At 53.2% G+C, this 18,698-nt stretch carries 13 protein-coding genes and 1 pseudogene; 5 read left to right on the plus strand and 9 right to left on the minus strand.

Features of this window, described 5'->3' with window-relative positions:
- Positions 1-6: 6 nt before the first annotated feature.
- The 6 genes from EDC38_RS08345 to EDC38_RS08370 all read right to left on the minus strand — a co-directional run bounded on the left by EDC38_RS08345 (position 7) and on the right by EDC38_RS08370 (position 8,912).
- Positions 7-1,953, minus strand: a complete 1,947-nt coding sequence (locus tag EDC38_RS08345) for an NAD(P)-binding domain-containing protein (protein ID WP_123638102.1) — start codon at positions 1,951-1,953, stop codon at positions 7-9.
- Positions 1,954-2,109: 156 nt separating this feature from the next.
- On the minus strand, positions 2,110-3,792 hold the full coding sequence (locus EDC38_RS08350) for an FAD-dependent monooxygenase (RefSeq protein WP_123638103.1): 1,683 nt from the start codon (positions 3,790-3,792) through the stop codon (positions 2,110-2,112).
- Positions 3,793-3,842: 50 nt separating this feature from the next.
- Positions 3,843-5,063, minus strand: a complete 1,221-nt coding sequence (locus EDC38_RS08355; protein WP_123638104.1) for a hypothetical protein — start codon at positions 5,061-5,063, stop codon at positions 3,843-3,845.
- A 26-nt stretch (positions 5,064-5,089) separates the two neighbouring features.
- Complete coding sequence (locus EDC38_RS08360; protein WP_123638105.1) at positions 5,090-5,911, minus strand: outer membrane lipoprotein-sorting protein; 822 nt, start codon at positions 5,909-5,911, stop codon at positions 5,090-5,092.
- Positions 5,892-8,264, minus strand: a complete 2,373-nt coding sequence (locus tag EDC38_RS08365) for an efflux RND transporter permease subunit (protein WP_123638106.1) — start codon at positions 8,262-8,264, stop codon at positions 5,892-5,894. Before EDC38_RS08365 ends, EDC38_RS08360 begins: the two co-directional genes overlap by 20 nt.
- 117 nt (positions 8,265-8,381) lie before the next feature.
- Positions 8,382-8,912: a redoxin domain-containing protein gene (locus EDC38_RS08370; protein WP_123638107.1), complete on the minus strand. Its 531-nt coding sequence runs from the start codon at positions 8,910-8,912 to the stop codon at positions 8,382-8,384.
- A 297-nt stretch (positions 8,913-9,209) separates the two neighbouring features.
- On the opposite strand from EDC38_RS08370, the gene EDC38_RS16720 reads away from it, so the two are divergent.
- Both EDC38_RS16720 and EDC38_RS08380 read left to right on the plus strand, forming a co-directional pair.
- Entirely contained in the window at positions 9,210-9,764 is a 555-nt protein-coding gene (locus tag EDC38_RS16720) for a TetR/AcrR family transcriptional regulator (RefSeq protein WP_425462028.1), read from the plus strand.
- Between the two features lie 40 nt (positions 9,765-9,804).
- Positions 9,805-11,220, plus strand: a complete 1,416-nt coding sequence (locus tag EDC38_RS08380; RefSeq protein WP_123638109.1) for a hypothetical protein — start codon at positions 9,805-9,807, stop codon at positions 11,218-11,220.
- Between the two features lie 93 nt (positions 11,221-11,313).
- On the opposite strand, the gene EDC38_RS08385 is transcribed toward EDC38_RS08380, so the two are convergent.
- Complete coding sequence (locus EDC38_RS08385) at positions 11,314-12,162, minus strand: hypothetical protein (protein ID WP_123638110.1); 849 nt, start codon at positions 12,160-12,162, stop codon at positions 11,314-11,316.
- Between the two features lie 275 nt (positions 12,163-12,437).
- A pseudogene (locus EDC38_RS08390) lies at positions 12,438-13,679 on the minus strand (methyl-accepting chemotaxis protein); the annotation flags it as partial.
- Between the two features lie 242 nt (positions 13,680-13,921).
- On the opposite strand from EDC38_RS08390, the gene EDC38_RS08395 reads away from it, so the two are divergent.
- The 3 genes from EDC38_RS08395 (at position 13,922) to EDC38_RS08405 (ending at position 16,702) form a co-directional block, all read left to right on the plus strand.
- Positions 13,922-15,535, plus strand: coding sequence for an ABC-F family ATP-binding cassette domain-containing protein (locus EDC38_RS08395; protein ID WP_123638112.1), 1,614 nt, complete (start codon positions 13,922-13,924; stop codon positions 15,533-15,535).
- A gap of 144 nt (positions 15,536-15,679) precedes the next feature.
- The gene (locus EDC38_RS08400) at positions 15,680-16,138 is read left to right on the plus strand and encodes an SRPBCC family protein (protein ID WP_123638113.1); all 459 of its coding nucleotides are present in this window, start codon (positions 15,680-15,682) and stop codon (positions 16,136-16,138) included.
- Between the two features lie 138 nt (positions 16,139-16,276).
- Complete coding sequence (locus tag EDC38_RS08405) at positions 16,277-16,702, plus strand: glycosyltransferase family protein (RefSeq protein WP_123638114.1); 426 nt, start codon at positions 16,277-16,279, stop codon at positions 16,700-16,702.
- 54 nt (positions 16,703-16,756) lie between these two features.
- On the opposite strand, the gene EDC38_RS08410 is transcribed toward EDC38_RS08405, so the two are convergent.
- On the minus strand, positions 16,757-18,676 hold the full coding sequence (locus EDC38_RS08410) for a CHRD domain-containing protein (RefSeq protein ID WP_170162879.1): 1,920 nt from the start codon (positions 18,674-18,676) through the stop codon (positions 16,757-16,759).
- Positions 18,677-18,698 lie beyond the last annotated feature (22 nt).

An 18,698-nucleotide genomic window follows, 5' to 3' on the forward strand; every position in this document is an offset into this window, starting at 1 on the left:
CCTGTATTAAATGTTTGAAATATCAGACTGAAAGCGCCTGTTCCCTTGAACGAGACCTAGCGGCCAAACCCAGAAATGCAAACCCAACATGGTTAGAACTTCCCTCAAGTCATGCTCCCCTTTCAGGTAACATACGGTATCTTTGGCAACGGGTTTGGATCCAACGCCGTGCAAACGATAGTGAGCGCCATTGACAGCGCCCGTGAGCACTCGCCACAACAGCACAGGAGACGCTAACAGCCTCCATGGATCGGGCCTGCAGCCGATTAGCGTGGCGAGCTTATCCATGTAGGGGATCCAGCTGACCACCACATTTTTCTCCGGTGAACCTGGAAACCTTTCACGGTTCTGTCTTCTCTCACATTCAATGTGCTGCTTCCACTCTTCAATCGCCGGGAGCATAAGCCTTCCGGACACCACTCGGGCAAAGAGCCTCGCCTGAAGCTCACCAACAGGGGGAATTGCGCCCAAGGCAGGCCGCGCGAAACCACAAAATGCCAAACGACTACCCACATCGGGGTCAAACATATTCAGGTACATCTCGCTCGGGTGCTTCGCAGATTTTCCCCCTGGCAACTCCAAGAACGGAAAAGCGGGGACGTATCCGTGCGCAAACAACACGATGTCTGCCGACTCTCTTCTTCCATCAGAAAAAATCACTCCGTTTTCATCAAACCTGACAATATCACGCTCAATATCGAGCTTACCTTCCAGGATTGCCTTGATAAAATCATCGCTTTTGGTTGCGGTTTGCGTATTTGGCCCCGTATTCGAGACTTGCAGAAGCTTGGCCCTCACTGCTGAGCCAGGCGTGTGATTGCCCATATACTGACAGAGGCGGCGCTTCACAGACATAAAGCCGTTTTTAAGGAAAATCGGAGCGGCATTTCGTATTCTGTTGGTGTCATAATCGTTAGCTTTTCCGGTCAAAGGATTTATGCGGGGTATAACAAACTTCCCCCGTTTAACACTGACCGTTACCTTTTTTGAAAACTTACTGAGTTCGTAAGCAATGTCTGCCCCGGACTCACCCAACCCGGCAATAACAACTTTCTTATCTTTAAAATCTTCCGGCCCTTTGTACTGGGAAACGTGCCTAACGTCGCCTTTAAAGCCTTCAAGTCCGGGCAAAGAAATGGGCTTGGGCGTTTGGTGCGTACCGGTGCAGATAGATATATTGTCACAATCGACAACTTCTACACTGCCCGTGCCCAAATCACGCACCGAGACTCTCCAGCCACAACCGAGCGGCTCCACTTTTTCTACCTGGCAACCAAATCGGATACTTGAACTCAAATCAAAATGATCGGCATAGTCTTCCAGGTAGTCGACGTATTGCTCGTGGTTATGATGAATAGAAGAGGGACTTGAAGGCGGGAAATCCGAAAATGCCGTCACCCAGGGCGAAGAGGTCAATCGAGCACTCTTCCAAACACCACTGGGCTTGTTTTCGTCGTAACGATAAACACCTCCGACTCCGGGCTTACTCTCAAAGCAGGTTACCTTTATCCCGAGCTCGCGACACTCTTTGACGACAGCCAAGCCGACTGGTCCAGCGCCGATCACCACCACGGTTCCGGACTTTGGCTTTCGATCTTCAACAGGCCTCATCAGATGAGGCTTCTTGGAGATTAATCGAAGCTGGTACGCTAGAAAAGCAATTACCCAGACGAAAAACACTGATGCAAGAAGGTTAATCAGCGACGTTGAATTCCCACTGACCACCAGAGCCGGAAGAATGGCCAGCAATGCAAACGGTAAAAGCCCTACCACTGTGAGCAATGAATTTATAAACCTCGCTGCCATGCTCTGTGTCCAGTGGCGATTCTTACCGGTTGACATAGCAGCTTCCTTTATCGCAAAGGGGTCACCCTTAACAGGATCTTCAGAAAACGCCAATTCCCCGTGATCAACCGAAGATAATGATTGTTCTTCAAAACCAGCCGTATTCATATAAGTACGTCCTTTCCCAAGATATTTGATAAGTCAATTATCACCGCTTATATAGTGTTCTTAGAATTTCCCTGAAACTGGATACCGCACGCAAAACGATCCCCTGAACGCGCAAATACGCGACATCGCAGTTATCAGATTTAATAGTAAAAGAAGTTACCGATAGGTATCTCGACGGGATGACTGTGCTGTCATTCCTTGCCAAAGCCATCGGGATATTTTAGGCCACCATTCCTTTTCTGAATCATTTTTAGCGCTTATCGGCGCATTACCGACCAAATCCTCTTTAGGGAGGAACCATTCGTTCATATGGTTAGTGAGTAGGGGGACATCTTCAAGAAGACAGTGGCAATAGACATAGCCGTCTGGCCTGATCACATAAACATGCGGCTTGTCATAGCTACCATAGCTGGACTTGAAGCGCTCTCCAGCCTGTACTTTGTAGACGTTGGCGTTTCTTCCAAAATTCTCTGATAGTGAGCTGGCAACCGAAGCGGTTTCGGCCGGATCACTTTCCCCATCCTGCACGATCAGAAAAGACATTCGTGGGTGACGCAGAAGGTCGAACAACCACCTTTCTCCCTCAACTTTTACATTTGGAGCTCTCGTGCCGGGTGGAATGCCGTTGGGTAATCGAAGTTCCGGCGGCAGCGACATTGCTTCACAGTAGTTGTGGCTCAACCCCGAGATACGCATCACCGTGCTTTCGTGCCACCCCTTTGCTTGGGTAAGCTTCAGGCGGTCCTCCATTCCCTGGCCATGCGCCATGATGATGTCATGCATCGCGTCAGTACCTTCAAGAACCTGCTCTCCCACTGGCGAGCGCTCTGACGCATACGTGTCCAGCAAGCTGGAGGAAGCTTGATTGAGTGCCACGAGCGCCAGCTTCCAACCGAGATTGTAAGCGTCCTGCATACTGACATTCATGCCCTGCCCCCCGGACGGAGAGTGCACGTGGGCGGCGTCGCCCGCCAGAAACACGTTTCCAATGCGATATTTCTCGGCAATACGTCGTCGCACCTCCCACCGCCTCTCGAGCTTGGGCGTGGCCAGAGTGACTCCTTCAAGATGTTCATCTAAAAGGTTCTGGAAGCGCTCTCTTTGGGTAAGCCTTTGATCATCGGCCCGATTGACGCTCACCCCACTCACTCCAATCCGGTGGTGACCATCCGGCAGCTTGGTGATAAGTACAAAGTTGTCTTTTGAGATATAGTAATGGACAAGCTCGTCCTCTCCATTGAATCCATCGAGCTTTGTATCCATCATTTCCATGATCATTCCATCGTATTTACTGCCACTGTCGTCCAACCCCACCGACTTCCTTACAAAGCTATGAACGCCATCACATCCCACAATCCAGGTTGGCTCCACAGCTTCCTTGGCCCCTGTCTTCCCATGAGTCAAAACCGCTTTGCACTTATCTTTACCCTGCTCCAGGCCGACGATTTCGGTTGACCATTCAGGGCGAATGTCGTACGTCGACTCCAGGTGCTCTCTGAGGTGTTTGTCGGTCCAACCTTGATCGTAGATTAGGACGTAGGGATAGGTTGAATCCATTTTCGAAAAGTCCAGCGATGGGCGAACATCTTTTCCTTTGAAATTGAAGCTGAACCCCCTGCTTTTAATTCCGCCCTTAAGAAAATGGTGAACAACTCCCATATGCTCAAGCATCTCCATTGTTCGCGCATGTAGCGTGAATGCTCGCGGCATCATGGTTGGTCCGTCACGTTTATCAATCAAGCGAAACCTAACTCCTCGACGCGCCAGCTCAATTGCTAAAACCAGCCCAGTCGGACCGCACCCCACTATCAATATCTCATCCCTTCTTGAGTCCTTCATTCTCGTTTCTCCAAGTCAAAAATATAGACGTGTGCAAGACTGAGTAAACATTAAAAATATCGACGAAGATCCAGCTGAAAGTAATCATCCGCTCTGAAGGCGTAAATTGGGTCCTCTCTGCTAACATTGCTGAACATCCTTACTTCTGCTTCAAGGGACCAGCTGTCATTTAGCCTACGACTTCCTTCAAAAGAGAAAAAGCGTGAACCGTTATCAAGGTCTACACTGACCAAGGCCAGAAACTCTGTACTCTTGAAATCATTCAGCATCCACCGCGTTCCCAGCGCCAGATCGTTTTGATTGACCGTTTCACGAAGCCCCCTGCGATCGTCAAACTGGTACTCGAGTAAGACGCCAAGGTCTGAGGATGAACCACCGACCCCAAAAAAGCTGTATTCAAAGCCTCCTACCGCCGCAGTGTTTCGCTGCGCGTCTTTTTCCTTCAAGCTAATGGCTTCCAACTTCCAGAGCCATGCCCCTTTGGTCATTTGCAAGTCAAACCCGGTCTGCTCTACGAGCGGATAATATGGCGTTAAGGCTACAACGTCCCCTGCGGAGCCAACCGGGAGCAGTATTGGGTCTCTGGAAGTTCCGGAAAAATGAGAAGCGCCCACGTCCCAGTCACCCAGGACTTTGCTCCAACGCACTGCGAAGTCAATGTGGTCATCGCCCTCCTCCGCTTGATACTGCGCTTTGTCACCATCCACTACGACTGGCGTTCTGGGCCGCCCCTCACTTCCGGGAAACGTCCTCTCCCGAAATCCCAAAAGGGCGTACAACTCAAGCGTCCCCCAGCGGCGTTGCGTTAAGGCGCTGATCATCGGCTGACCGAGTTTGTCTTCGCCATCAATGTTTTCCACCAGATCATCCTGGTTAATCACATCGACCAAATGCACGGATTCCGTGACGCCCCAAAATACCTGACGAGCCCCCACATATAGCTCTGCACTATCGAACTTACGCCACCAATAAAACTGACGTATATCAGCGTGGGTTCGCTCCTCATCGCTACTATCAGCCCGCGCGAAACCAGAAACGACCATGCGCTGACGGTAGTCATCCCAGTCCCGATAGTACTCAATGTCCGAGGCAACTGAGATAGACGCATCGGACTGATCGGGGTGAAGGGCCTCCTCGGGGAAGAGCCTGGTTTCCAGGCTCAAAAACCCGGTGAAATCACTTGCCACTGTGGGCGTAGCGGCCAGACAGGTCATAATCACCAGAACTGAAAAGGTTGGCCCAAAGAAAGAGCTCTTAACGGAAGAAGACATATCCTTTAACACGTTTTACTGAGTCCTTACCTGGCCCGCCGCAAGCTATTCTTGTTGAAGTCCTGTTCGGAAAATCCGTTGTCGAATTGCCAATCGTTAAAGTGCAGGTCGGTGCTTTTCCCCGTCTGGTGATTGACCATCATGAACTGTCGGGCCCTCCAGTACTGATCCAGGAATAGTTTGTAATCCGATGCTGAGAGGGTTTTCAGAAGTTCGCCTTTCCGATCGTAAAAATCGATCTTCCAAACACGGTAGTGATCCTTGTCAAGCCAAACCTCCTGACGAGAGTACCCGGATTTTGGATCGACAGGAACACGCTCTATTACGAAGTGATCTCTCTCCTCCAGGATCTCATCCCGCAAGTACTTGTATGTGTACTTCTCAACCTCTTGGGAAGAAAGGTCTTCAAATGCAAACTCGCTTCCCATAAATGGGCCAGACTTGTTACTCGAAGAAATGCGTTTGACCCGCTTAAGTGCCGGAAGGTATAGCCATTGATCATCCGGCCCCGATTTGTGGGTAAACGAAAGGAAAGCGGTACCTTTTACATCTCGAGGGTTGTCGAACACGATTAGGGTTTTATCGCCATCATTCTCTTGTTCTAACGTTTTACTGCGCATTCTTCGCTCTGTTTCCTCCCCATGCCGATTGCGAAGAACCATCTCCATGCTGTTTCTAGAATCACCAAAGCCAGAGTCGCGCTTATCAGCCTCAACAGCGATCTCCAGACCTCTTTCTTGTGCTTGTGGATCAACAGGTTCCGCGAGGGCGGTACTACTACAAAGGGCGACTACAGCCAACGCTGCTAAAACAATCGATTGAAGTTTTTCAGGCAGGATTATGTACATAATCTTCGTCCTCGCTATCGCTGATCAATGCGGTTTTAGTGTCCTGTTGTTCACGCCTATGGTCGAGCAACAACAATGAAGGAAGCAATGAGAATACGGCTACCAACGCGAAAAATATGGTAATTGCGGTCAGAATGGCCATATTGGCGTTCATTCCGAACGTCGATTGCGCAAGCACAGTAAATCCAGAAATGAGAATGATGGATGTAACCAGTATGGCAACACCGACGGAGGAGAATGCGTACCGAATGGCGCCCTCAATATCGAGACTTCTTTCTCTGCGCGCCCGCTGGTACTTGCTAAGAAAGTGAACCGTGTCATCCACTACGATACCCAGCGCCATACCTGCCACCATTGACACTGCGACATTCACTTCTCCGACCAGAAGTCCCCATAGACCGAATGATAGTCCGGCCGGCAGTAACGTGGGGATCAGGCTAAGCGCACCCAATCGAACGCTCCTCAGTGCGATTGTAATCAGCAACGCAATGACGATGACCGCCAGAAATGTACCCATCAACATGTTTTTAATATTTCTCTCTGCGATGTAGGCAAACATGATTGCTGGGCCGACACCGTGCGCAACTATGTCCGCATTCTGCTCAAGCCACTGCGTTCCCCTCTCTGCAAAGTCGCGTAGTTGTGCAGAGGGCATATCCTTAAGGGTCACGACCAACTGGGTAGAGGACTTACTGACATTGAGCTGGTTATTCAGATCCAGGCCGTATGGAAGAGAGAGCTCATATAACAGTAGATACTGCGCCGCCAGCTCTGGGTTTTCGGGAAGGCGGTAGTATGCGGGGTCGTCGGCGTGCAGGTTTTTATTCAAACGCTGAAAGGTGTCGCTGATCGTATTGACATGACGCACTTCAGGCTGCTGTCTCAACCAACTAGAAAAACCCTCTACCTTTTCGAGAAAAGCTGGGTCGCTGACACCGTTATTGGTTTCTGAGTCCAGCGAATACTGTACCTGATAGATACCCGATAGATTGTCATTAATAAAGTCAGTATCTTGCCGAAATGACGTGGATTCATCGAAATAGGTGACAAAATTGTCATCCAGTGTGTTCAGCGGGATGAGGGCCAACAGCGTGACCGAAACCAGCATTACAGCCACCAACACTGGCCGATGGCGTAATACCACAAAGTCGCCCAAGCGGTTAATAGCCCGATCGACAGCGGTTTCGCTTTTTTTATCACGCGCTTTCACTGGCAGGACAGCCATCAGCGCAGGCAGAAGCCCCACTGAGAAGAAGAACGCCGCCATTACACCTATAGCGGTTATATTCCCAAGATCTCGAAATGGAAGTGCGTCGCTGAAGTTCATCGAAAGAAAGCCAACGGCCGTGGTCAGAGACGTCAAAAATACCGGACCAAAATTGACCCGAATGCTTTCCCTTAACGCCTCAATCTTGCCGAGCCCTTGACGCATTCCACCGAACATGGTGACCAGGATATGGATTGAATCAGCAACCGCGAGGGTCATAATGATCGTCGTCGCCGCTGAAGAGGGGGGAGTCAGCTGTATACCAATGTGGCCCGCCGCGCCCATAGCGGTTAGCGTAGAGAATACGATTACGGCTGTCGTTACGAAGGTGGCCGTCACTGAGCGAAGCAGAAGAAAGGTAATCAGAAGGATGACAAGGTACATCATCGGAACCAGTGTGCCCATGTCCTTCATGGACGACTCGAAGAAGGCGTTGAACAACATGACCGTGCCGGTCGCACGCACTTGTACACCGTATTTTTCTTCAATATCGGCTATCATTTCTCGCGCAGCGGCTACCGCCTCTGGTCCTGCGTCCATGGACTTTTCTGGAAGCTGGAATGTCACGTTGACGCCGGCAATTGACCCTTCAGCGTTAACCAACTTTCCTGACAGCGCCGGCTCATTCAACGCAACCTGTTTAACTCTGGCCAACTCCTTCTGACTGAGGTCTTCGGCGCCCTCCACCAAGTCCTGTACCACCAGGTTGTCACCCTCGGCATAGGTATGCTGGAAGTTTGTTAACGAGTCCACCCGTAAAGAGTACGGCAATTGCCAAGATCGGTCCGTCAATTCCTCGACCGCCGCCAGCGAATTTTCTGAGAACGCGTCACCCTCTGCCGGTACTACGGCGAACAGAATATTATCCACCTTAGTGTACGTTCTCTGCACCTGCTCGAATTCCTGAAGCTGGGGATTGTCTTCACTGAAAAAGACTTTGTAGTCGTTGTTCATTTGAAGAAACCGACCGCCAGATGCTGCCATGATTGTCAGAACCACTGACGCGAACAGCACCAGCCAGCGCCAGCGAATCACCCAGTCAGCGAAACGCCCGGCCCATTCATTTCTATCGTTTTTGGAGTGCATTCACCCTCTCCCCAAGATGTAGAAGTATCGATTGATGTTCAATTTCCTGACATATCAGCCAGAGTCTGGATTACTCAAATCCTCACGAGCCTGAAGCTCCCGGAATAAGATGGATTTCTAATGAGCGCCCCGAACGGGGTAGTTATTGTCTGGATTGAGAATGAATTTCAGCCCCATCAACACTGAGGCTGGTTCGGGACGGGCAAAGGGAGCGTTGGATATATCAATGACTTGCAGGTCGCCCTGAGCGTTGACGACGAACAATGCGGGCTCAGCATAAGGCCGGTCGGTTTCAGACGACGAAACAGGGCTGGAAATGTAGAGACCTAACTCCCTCATTTGATTGACGCTCAAGTCGGACCCCACCTCGAAATCAGGGCTAACCTTTTCCATGTGGACTTTCGCTTTGTCTGCCGTATCGGCAGAAATGGCAACGACATCGACTCCAATTTGTCGGAACTCAGGAAGAAACTCATTCAATTTCGTCAAGTAACTTGTGCAAATGGGGCAGTGTTTGCCCCGATAAACCACTATCAATCGACACTTGAAGGAGTTAGCAGGCGTCGGCAGGTGGATTTCTCCACCGCCCAATTTCGCAACAGCAATATCAGGCAGAGCCTTCCCTGCCGCCAGTTTGGTAGAACTCACTGTCTTTCCTCCTGTCTAATTTTGTAACGATCGATATTTAATTAGATAAAGAAGAAAAGGTCAACAGTAATGAAGCGCATTCATTAAATTTTCAACATTTCGGAAATGACGTATTTATCGTATTAAATCATCGCCAAGAGCGCGTACAGCGTGCTAAAAAGTGCAAAAACTTGGTTTTATGTGACAAACAGTATAAAATTTGCACAGTTAAAACTTTAACGGGATTTGTATCGAATGACACAAAAAAGAGCTGGTAGACCGCTCTCCTTCAACCGAAATGAAGCGCTTTTGGCGTCAATGCATGTGTTTTGGGCGAAAGGCTACGAAGGAGCATCGATCAAAGATCTGACTTCTGCGATGGGAATTAATAGTCCAAGCCTATACGCCGCGTTTGGGGATAAGCACAGGCTTTACCTCGAGGCAATTGACTATTACGCCTCGAACGACGCTTGTGCGCCACTGGTTGTGTTTGAGACCGAACCAGATATTACTCAGGCCGTACGTTCTTTCTTGAAAACCGTTATCGACTACAGCACCGAAAACGCTAGCGGAGTGCGGGGCTGCTTTCTGAGCTCGTGCGTTTCAACCAGCGCTGGGGAAGTGGAGGGTGCGCAAGAACGACTGCAAAACGCCATTGTGGATACTGACGCACGAATTGCGAGGCGGTTTGAGCTCGAGAAGGCCAGGGGTGAGCTACCCGAGGACCTTCCTTCGCTGGAGCGGGCGAGACTTATGCTAGACCTTCGGCAGGGTTATGTATTTCGGTGTCGGGCCGGGTTAGATCCCGATAGCATGAGAGCCGACATTGAGTTCAGGGTACAGATGATCTTGGCTCCACCGTATAAAGGGTAAAGACCCTGGGTCATTGAACGATGCGATTAGCGGGGGTGTAGTGTTTTCATTAAGGCGCAAAGGCGATTACCGTCTGCAGTTTACTCGTGCGTTGAAGCGGCCGGGGAAGTACAGAGTCGAGCTCTATCTGTTTACGCCCTATGACGAGCGATTTTCTGAGTGGACGCTGTCTGAGCAGCAATTCTTTTTCAAGGCGCTGGAACATCGTTTTCGCCTTCTGGGGCACCCGGACAGCAGCCGAGCGGGAAAGTCCGGCAGCTCGTTCACGCTGCTGTCACCACACTATGAGATTCAATATGGGTCCTGGCTGTTTCAGTATCGAGCGTCCATCGACCACCTGCGCCAACAAATTCTGACCTCGGAGCTGGCGGACGAGCCGGTCAAGCGCGCACTTCGGCTGATCCAGAACTTCGCCCGGCGGCTAAGAAAATCCAACCCGGAGCAAGACAGCCATCATCGTTACTTTCGGCTGGTGGACGTTTATTTTTCCTGGCACGCGGAACAGTTCCTACTGGAGTGTATGGCGATGGACGGGTTTTCGGATCTGGACCATGAGCTGACGCAGTCCATCAGGGCGTTTCTGGAGCAGGAGTACCGCTACCGGCGCGAGGTGAAGTACGAGCCGGACTTCCGGGGCAGCCCGACACGCCTCTGGAACCGGATGAGTCTGTACCTGAGGTTGCTGGAGTTCCCGGTCGTGCTGCGCTCCAAGGTGAGCGAGCTGGGCTCCGGTACACGAAAGCTGGTGAAAGCCATCACGACGATGCTGGTCATGTCGTTGTTCACCTATTTTCTGTTCAATACCCGCGCCAACAGTCAGCAGCTTTCGCTGGCGCTGCTGCTCGCCATTGCGCTGACCTATGCGCTCCGGGACTTGCTGCGCGATGACATGATCGCGCGCCTCACCGGTTGGTTGCGAAAAGGCAGGCCTCGCTGGAAAATTCGCCTGCTGATGCCCTACACCAACAAGCTGCTCGCCTTGCAGAATGTATGGTTGGACTATCGCAAACGACCCGACTTGCCGCAGTCGATTATGGACGCTACGAGTACATGGGCCGCCAATGAAGAGCGCCAAATCATCTGTTTCCGGTCAATGTTGAACCTGGATAAGGCCGCGCTGGTTGAGAATCAGATTCAGGAGCGGCTCAGCGTGGACTGCGAAGAGCTCTGCTCGTTGATCCAGGCGACCCGAAACAAGGTGTTCACCTGGGCAGACACGGATGACCCAGCCTCCGGTGTTGAGGCTCACCCCATCGATAAGCAGCATGACTACGACCTGTTGCTGGTGACTACGGAACTCAGCCAAGGCTACTCCGCCGCTCAGCGGTGGCGCCTTCGCCTTGGGACGTCCGGCATCGTCAAGTGCGAAACCAGGAAGGTCGACTGGCCTAGTCCGGAGGAGCAGGAACCAAGGGGGATGATGAGAAGGCTGAGGAACCGTTTTCGAAAGCGCTGATCGTTCATGGCAAACGTGTAGTAGTCCAGACTTTACCCGACGTAAGAAAAAACCGGTAATTGTCAAATAAAGTCTGGACTATAACACCTTACTTCAGGAGCAGGGCCCCCCAACTACGTCCCCATCAGGGCATTGCTCGATAGTAACTCGCCCGGATTGAGTGGGCAAAAAATACCCGAAATCTATTATGAAATCGTTTATCTCCCTCGCCCTGTCAGCATCATTTAAATAGTAAGCCGTTGAACCCAAGTTTGTGACATCAAGCTCAATTTCATTGTTATCCTGATCAAATGCTTCGAGAACTTCTAAAGAAAACTCTGTATCAGCTCGTAATGTTAACTCAATAACAATATAGCCGCCGGCTTCCAGATCAAGTCTATATGTTCTAGGCAACTCATCTCTAATCAAATGAAACTCTGCGACCAGATCTGCGATTGTTTGTGAAACCCGCTCTTTGTGGTAACCAAATTTACCCTCTAGCCATTCGTGAACTCTGTCTTTGCAGTAGCCACAGCCCACAAATTCCCATGCATCTTCAATAACATCATCGGGCACAGTCATACTAAGTACCGTACCTCTAAAGTCATTCAAACTATGCTTTAGCTCATCCAGAAGACTCGCCACTTTTACGTCGGTTTCCGTTTGTCTTGCTATTACATGAAACTGCCTTGAGGCCCCAGGCGTATAAAAACCGTCCTCTTTCCACACTTTATATGTTGAAGCTTTTGCACCCTTTAGGTTTAGAATTGTAATGAGGGGCGGATCATACATATCAACGTATGGCTTGGGGATGTATGGCGCATTAATTTCGCCCCAGCTCAATGCCTTCGAATGCCGCTGTTCACTTGTGCATTCATAACATTCAATAACCACACTCTCCGCTGTCGTATTAAGGGAAAACGCCAAAGAGAGAAATATAAACACGCTTCTTATTAATTTCACCAATCCACTCCTGTTCGCTAGTAACCATTCCCTATCACTCTGATCCCAGTGATATAATGAGCCTTCGATGGCCTGTGGTGTTCAGGCTTTAGAAAAATACATCTTGGCCGGGCATCTGTACACCATAGGAGACCCTCTTTTACACTTGTTACAATAGGTACTCTATTTTTCATCCATTTTCGAATGCGCTGAGCTTTCCGCTATTGCAAACGGTTGGCAAAGCGCTCTACCGCGTCTACCACCTGTTTGGCGCCTTCCTGAATTTCCACAATCACGGCGCCCGCCTGGTTCGCCAGATCCAGGCCCTGTTCGGCCTCCTCCCGGGAACTGAACATCTGGCGCTTGACCTCATCTGAGAGCGTCTGGTTATTCTCGACGACGCTCACAATTTCTTCTGTGGCGTTGCTGGTGCGAGCCGCCAACTGCCGTACCTCGTCGGCCACCACGGCAAACCCACGCCCCTGCTCTCCGGCCCTGGCGGCCTCAATAGCGGCGTTCAACGCCAACAGGTTGGTCTGGTCCGCAATGCCGCCGATGGTTTGCACGATGGCGTTGATTTGCAGGGACTGTTCACCCAGCGCCTCAATGCTTTCGGTCGCCGCCTGCATTTGTGCGGCTATCTGCTGCATGGTTTCAACGGTCTTCTTGACGACGGCAGTGCCTCTTTGGGCGCTCACATCGGTCTCCTGTGAAACGTCATAGGCAACGCTTGCGCCCTCTCGGACCTGGGCTTCCCGCGCCACCTCGTCAGTGACCACATTGGCAAATTTCACGACTTTTGAAAGGTTGCCCTCGGCGTCGTAAACCGGATTGTAGGTGGCTTCAAGCCACACCTCAGAGCCACGGCTATCGATCCGCTTAAAGCGATCCGCGACGTACTGCCCGCTATTAAGCTTTTCCCAGAATGCAACGTATTCGGGCGAGCCGGCCTCCTCCGGGGTACAGAATATCCGGTGGTGCTGGCCAACGATTTGCTCAAGCCGGTAGCCCATGGCCTGCAGAAATTGCTGGTTTGCGGTGATAATGATGCCATCCAGATTGAACTGAATGACAGCGGTCGAGCGAATCAGCGCATCAATGAAAGCCTCGCTTTCTTTAGCCCCTTCCACGGACTTGGTGACATCGCGGGCATAGCCCTGCACATAGGCGAGCGTGCCGTCCTCCCCTCGTACCGGAAACCATTGAACGTTCAGCCAGACCAAAGGGCCACCATCGCCCCGCAAGTAACGGTAGTCATCACTGACGGGCTCGAACCTGGCAACGGCCTGATTAAAGTTACGGAAACAGGCCAGCTTTGGCACATAGGGTGGCACAATCTCCGACATCGGCCGCCCCAGCAGCTGATCTTTCCGGTAGCCGAGCGCATCGGCAAAGCCCTGGTTTACGGCCGAGATGCAGAAGTCCGCATCCAGCGTGATGGACAGCATGCCCCGGTCCATCTGCTCGGTCAGTTGCCGCAGCATTGCCAACTCTGCGCGCTGCGCTTCGAATTCCTGTTTCAGGCGGCGATTGAACATCAAGTAGCTCCATTAGACGGTAGTCCAACGCTATCGGCACACCAACGCAGCTCTTGAGTCCATAAGCAAAGGCAACCGTCTTGAGGTATTGCCCATCCGGAACAACACTTGTAATATTTTGGTTTTCCTTCCCCACTTAAAGGTATTAGTCCAATGCGTCATTGATGCCGCCGTCCTCAAGACGGCCAGTCTCCACCAGCCCCCAGTCGCCGGGGGAGTTCTTGGCATCCATGGAATATCGCATGACTACAACCTATCTCACACTGAAAGGTGTCTCCCAGGTTCTGCCGGATGGCAGAGCGCTATTCGCCGATCTGAATGAAACCTTCGATATGCAGCCGACGGGGCTGGTAGGCCGCAATGGCGTCGGCAAAACGGTCCTGGCGCGCATTCTGGCGGGGCAACTGCAGCCAAGCGCCGGAGACTGCCTGTGCTCCGGCCTGGTGCATTACCTGGCCCAACAAGTAACCTTCCCGGAGGGCGCCACCGTCGGTGACCTGGCGGGCGTTCAGCCTGCGCTGGATGCGCTGGCGCGCATTGAGTTGGGCAGTACGGCACCGGAGGATTTCGATGCCGTGGGCGAGCGCTGGGACATTCGCCAGCGACTGCGCCATGAACTTGAGCGCGGTGGCCTTGGCCACCTTGAGGCAACCGCCCCTGCCCGTCTACTCAGCGGTGGGGAGACCATGCGCGTCGCCCTGATTGGCGCCCTGCTCTCGGACGCCGACTTTCTGATTCTCGATGAACCCAGCAACCACCTCGACCGACCAAACCGACAGGCCTTGATCGAACATCTCAAGCGCTGGCCGGGTGGCTTGATCGTGGTCAGCCACGACCGGCAACTGCTGGACGCCATGGAGCACATCGTCGAACTGACCCCGCAGGGACTGCACCGCTACGGAGGCAACTACACCTTCTATGCCGAACGCAGGGCCGAGGAGCGACAGAACGCCCTGGATCAGCTTAATCAGCGCAAGCTCGAACGCCAGCGCGAGGAGCGGGCAATGCGCCAGCAGCGGGAACGTCAGGAACGTCGACGGGCCCGCGGCAATCGACAGGGCAAGGAGTCCAATCAGGCCAAAATTCTTCTGGACCGCCAGAAAGAGCGCAGCGAACACTCGACAGGCGCCTTACACCAGAAACACGCCACTGCTCGAGCCGAGCTGAACCAACAGGTACGCGAGGCGGCGCAACAGATCAATCATGAAGCCGAGATCACCCTGCATGCCATACCCATTTGGCAGGCACCAAAACGTCGGGTGGCGGAACTGGAGGCCGTGGAGCTGCCCTTTGTTGAGGGCCCTACGCGCACTATCAGCCTGACCCTGAGTGGGCAGCAGCGCATCGGCGTGGTCGGCCCGAACGGCTGTGGGAAGTCGACTCTGCTCCGCGTGCTCGCAGCCCAGCTCGCGCCCTTGTCGGGCACCTGCAAGGTGACGCCGCACTGCGCCTATCTTGATCAGCGGCTGGGCAACCTTGACCCTGAGAAAACGGTGCTCGAGCAGTTACAACTGGCGAACCGCACCACCCCCGAAGGGGACTTACGGATGCGGCTGGCACAACTGGGCCTGGACGCACCCAAAGTCGAGATGCCGAGTAGAAGGCTCAGCGGAGGCGAGCGCCTGAAAGGATCACTGGCGTGTATCCTCTATGCCGACCCGCCCCCGGAGCTGCTGCTATTGGATGAACCGAACAACCATCTCGACCTGCCTTCCACGGAGGCGCTGGAGGCTATGTTGCGCCATTACCCGGGGGCGTTGCTCGTGGTATCGCATGACGACCGATTTCTGAATAACCTCGGATTGACGGGTCGGCTGGTAGCTAACAAAAAAGGTTGGAATTTGGAGCCATTGTGACAACTGGGCTGTCGATTCTGTCGTGGTTCAACCGACCAGTTGAACAGAAGCAACGAGGTTCGGGCTCCAACCCCCCGGATTTTCTGCTTTACTTCAGCAACGGCCCCTGTGATGGGCTCACTGTTCAACTTTTGGAGGATTAATATGTCAGCCAACACCGGCACCGTCCGCCTGCACCGCGTCCTGCGCGCCCCCGCCGAGCGGGTGTACAAGGCCTTTACCAGTAGAGACGGCCTGGAATACTGGATCGCGCCCTACGGTTTTACCGGCAAAGTCCATGAAATAGACGCCAAGGTGGGTGGCGGCTACCGGATGTCATTTACCAACTTTGGCACTGGTAACAGCCACTCGTTTACCGTCGAATATGTGGAGCTGGTGCCCAATGAGCGCATCCGGCATACCGACCGCTTTGATGATGAGAACCTGCCCGGGGAGATGATGGTGACCGTCGACCTGAAAGCGGTCTCTTGCGGCACCGAGATTCACATTGTTCAGGAGGGCATCCCCTCGGTGATTCCGGAGGAGATGTGCTATCTGGGGTGGCAGGAATCGCTGGAACAGCTGGCCAAGCTGGTGGAACCGGAGATTCCCGATAACGGTTAACAAGTCTTACCATAGCCTCTGTAAAACCTGCTAACCAGACAGTGAGGTTATGCCACAACAGTCTTAGTTCCGGCCCCAGGAATCGCCTATTCTTGGGGTACCGGACAGCCCCTTCTGTTCGGTCAAAGGAGGTGACTTATGCGTACCCATGCAGGTGTCTGGATTGACCACCGCAGTGCTATTGTGGTGATTCTGGCCGATGGCAAATCGTCCACCGCAACCATTGCGTCCCAAACCGAAAAACCCTCAAGAACGTCCGGTGGCTCGCACCAGCGTGAGCCCTGGGCACATCAATCGGTGGTTGCCGAAGATCACCGGGACCGGGAGTACCGGCATGCACTCACCCGCTTTTACGAGGCGGTGGGTAAAGCGATCGCTCGCGCCGACGATCTGTACCTGGTCGGGTCGGGGGAAGCCCGAAAAGAGCTGCTGCATTATCTGGAAGAACACGACCGGTTTACCGGCCGGGTCAGGGAATCCAAGCCCGCTCAGGAAATGACCGAAGCGGAGATGGTTGCGGAAACCCGCCGTTTCTATCACTTGCCGATGCAGGAAGCGAGCTGAGTCGGCTCGATTGAACGCGGTGTGGCTGGAACTCCTTTTCCAGCGGTCCATCAACTACTGAGTAATCTGATCGCGCAGTTCCCCATTGGGAAAGGCATCACTGTGCACGTTCACATAGTGACCTTCGTCAAGCATGATGCCGATCAGTTCATCGGTGAGTACCGTTTCGGCGGGCACCTGGTAGCCGTTTTCCGTCGCGTCGAGCGCCAGAACCACGTCCCCGTTTTCACCGGCCGGGGCCTGATGAATATGGGCAGCAGTGCTGTCAATATCGCTCATAGTGAAGGCGCCGCGGAGGCTGCCGGTGACCGATTGCAGGGTAAAAGCCCCTTCGCCAGATGCAATGGTCTCGACTGGCGGCACTTCGTTATCGCCGGAAAGCATCAACGGGAACATGACGTGGTCCGTAGTCAGTACCTGGCCGCGGATTTCACCACCGGGATTGGCGGGGGTGTGGACGTTCACGTAGTGACCGGCATCCAGAAATTCGGCCAGAGTGGCTTCGTCCAGAGCCGTATCAGCGGGCAGACGCCAGGTGGCCACATCACTCTCGTCCTGCTCGAGTCCGACCACAACATCACCATTGGTGCCGGCAATACCGGCGTGGATGTGGGCGGCCGAGGCCGTATCCAGGTTGCGGGTGTTGACCACCAGCATCAGGTCACCGGAGTCGGTGTTGACCAGCGCGTAACCATCACCCTCGGCCTCGGTGATGACCGACGGAACTTCCTGCGTACCGCTCAGAGCGAAGGCGAGTACGTCCCAGGCTCCCGGGGTAATCTGGCCGCGAATCTCCCCATTCGGGAAATTATCGGAGTGCATATTGACGTAGTGGCCTCCGGAGAGCAGCAGGTCCTGAGTCTCCGCATCCAGGGCGGTATTCTCCGGTGTCTGCCAGAGGCCTTCGTTATCCATGTTCTCTTCCAGTCCAATCACCACATCGCCGTTCTCCCCGATGTTGGCCTGGTGGATATGGGCGGCGTTGGTGTCCATATTCATGGACCAGGCATTCAGGCGCAGACCACCCGACTCCGTATTGAGTGTGGCGTAACCGAGGCCACTGGCATTCGAGTCCGCTCGGGGTACCTCCTGTCCAGGAGACAGATCGAACAACACCAGAGCATAGTCGTCCGGCAAAATCTGCCCGCGAATTTCTCCGCCAGGATTGGCTTCGGTATGGACGTTGACGTACAGATTTGCCATTTCCAGAGCCGAGACTTCATCGGTGCCCAAGACAGTGTTTTCCGGCAACTGCCAGAGCCCTTCGGCATCAGCACTCTGTTCGAGCCCGACGATGACATCGCCATTGGTGCCCGCTTCGGCCTGGTGGATGTGAGCGGCGGTCGCGGTTAGGTCCCACGTCCAGGCATTGAGAGTCAAAGCGCCATTGCTGCTGTCATACAGCAGGTAGCCCTGACCGTAGGCCTCTGTTTGTACCGCTGGCACTTCCTGATCACCGGAAAGGCCAAAGACGTGAACGCTCTGGGTATCGGTCACAATCTGCCCGCGCAATTCACCGTCCGGATAGCTGTCGGTGTGTACATTGACGTACCAGCCGCCCGCGAGCAGCGCCTCATGCTCCTCTTGGGTGATGTCTTCACCCTCTATCTCCCAGACGCCATCTTCATCCGCGTCGGAAAATCCAAAGGCCACCGGCCCGTTGGTCCCGACCTCACCCGCGTGGATATGAGCGCCGGCCACTTCCTCAACGTCGGTCAAGTCAACTTCGCCCATAACCATCATATCGGTTTCATTGATGGTGACGGTTGCCACAGCGGACTGTTCTGTCTCCACCATGGGAACTTCCTGCCTCCCCTCTAGCGGCACATTGTAGCTTTGAAGCTCGGGTTCAGGTTCGGGGGAGTCAGGTATGGGGTCATCGCTATCGCTGCCGCAACCGGCGAGACCGGCCACCGCAGCAAGCACCAGAAAATGGGGCGTCGTCAGCCAATGATTCGACTTGGTGGTTAACATATCTGAAATTCCTTTGCTTTTT

The sequence above is a fragment of the Marinimicrobium koreense genome (assembly GCF_003762925.1).
Taxonomy (GTDB): Bacteria; Pseudomonadota; Gammaproteobacteria; order Pseudomonadales; family Cellvibrionaceae; genus Marinimicrobium; species Marinimicrobium koreense.

Coding starts and splice junctions, on each gene's coding strand:
- EDC38_RS08365 (WP_123638106.1), bottom strand. CDS start 8,264: ATGCACTCCAAAAACGATAGAAATGAATGGGCCGGGCGTTTCGCTGAC.
- EDC38_RS08405 (WP_123638114.1), top strand. CDS start 16,277: ATGCGTACCCATGCAGGTGTCTGGATTGACCACCGCAGTGCTATTGTG.
- EDC38_RS08410 (WP_170162879.1), bottom strand. CDS start 18,676: ATGTTAACCACCAAGTCGAATCATTGGCTGACGACGCCCCATTTTCTG.
- EDC38_RS08400 (WP_123638113.1), top strand. CDS start 15,680: ATGTCAGCCAACACCGGCACCGTCCGCCTGCACCGCGTCCTGCGCGCC.
- EDC38_RS08355 (WP_123638104.1), bottom strand. CDS start 5,063: ATGTCTTCTTCCGTTAAGAGCTCTTTCTTTGGGCCAACCTTTTCAGTT.
- EDC38_RS08350 (WP_123638103.1), bottom strand. CDS start 3,792: ATGAAGGACTCAAGAAGGGATGAGATATTGATAGTGGGGTGCGGTCCG.
- EDC38_RS08360 (WP_123638105.1), bottom strand. CDS start 5,911: ATGTACATAATCCTGCCTGAAAAACTTCAATCGATTGTTTTAGCAGCG.
- EDC38_RS08345 (WP_123638102.1), bottom strand. CDS start 1,953: ATGAATACGGCTGGTTTTGAAGAACAATCATTATCTTCGGTTGATCAC.
- EDC38_RS08395 (WP_123638112.1), top strand. CDS start 13,922: ATGACTACAACCTATCTCACACTGAAAGGTGTCTCCCAGGTTCTGCCG.
- EDC38_RS16720 (WP_425462028.1), top strand. CDS start 9,210: ATGCATGTGTTTTGGGCGAAAGGCTACGAAGGAGCATCGATCAAAGAT.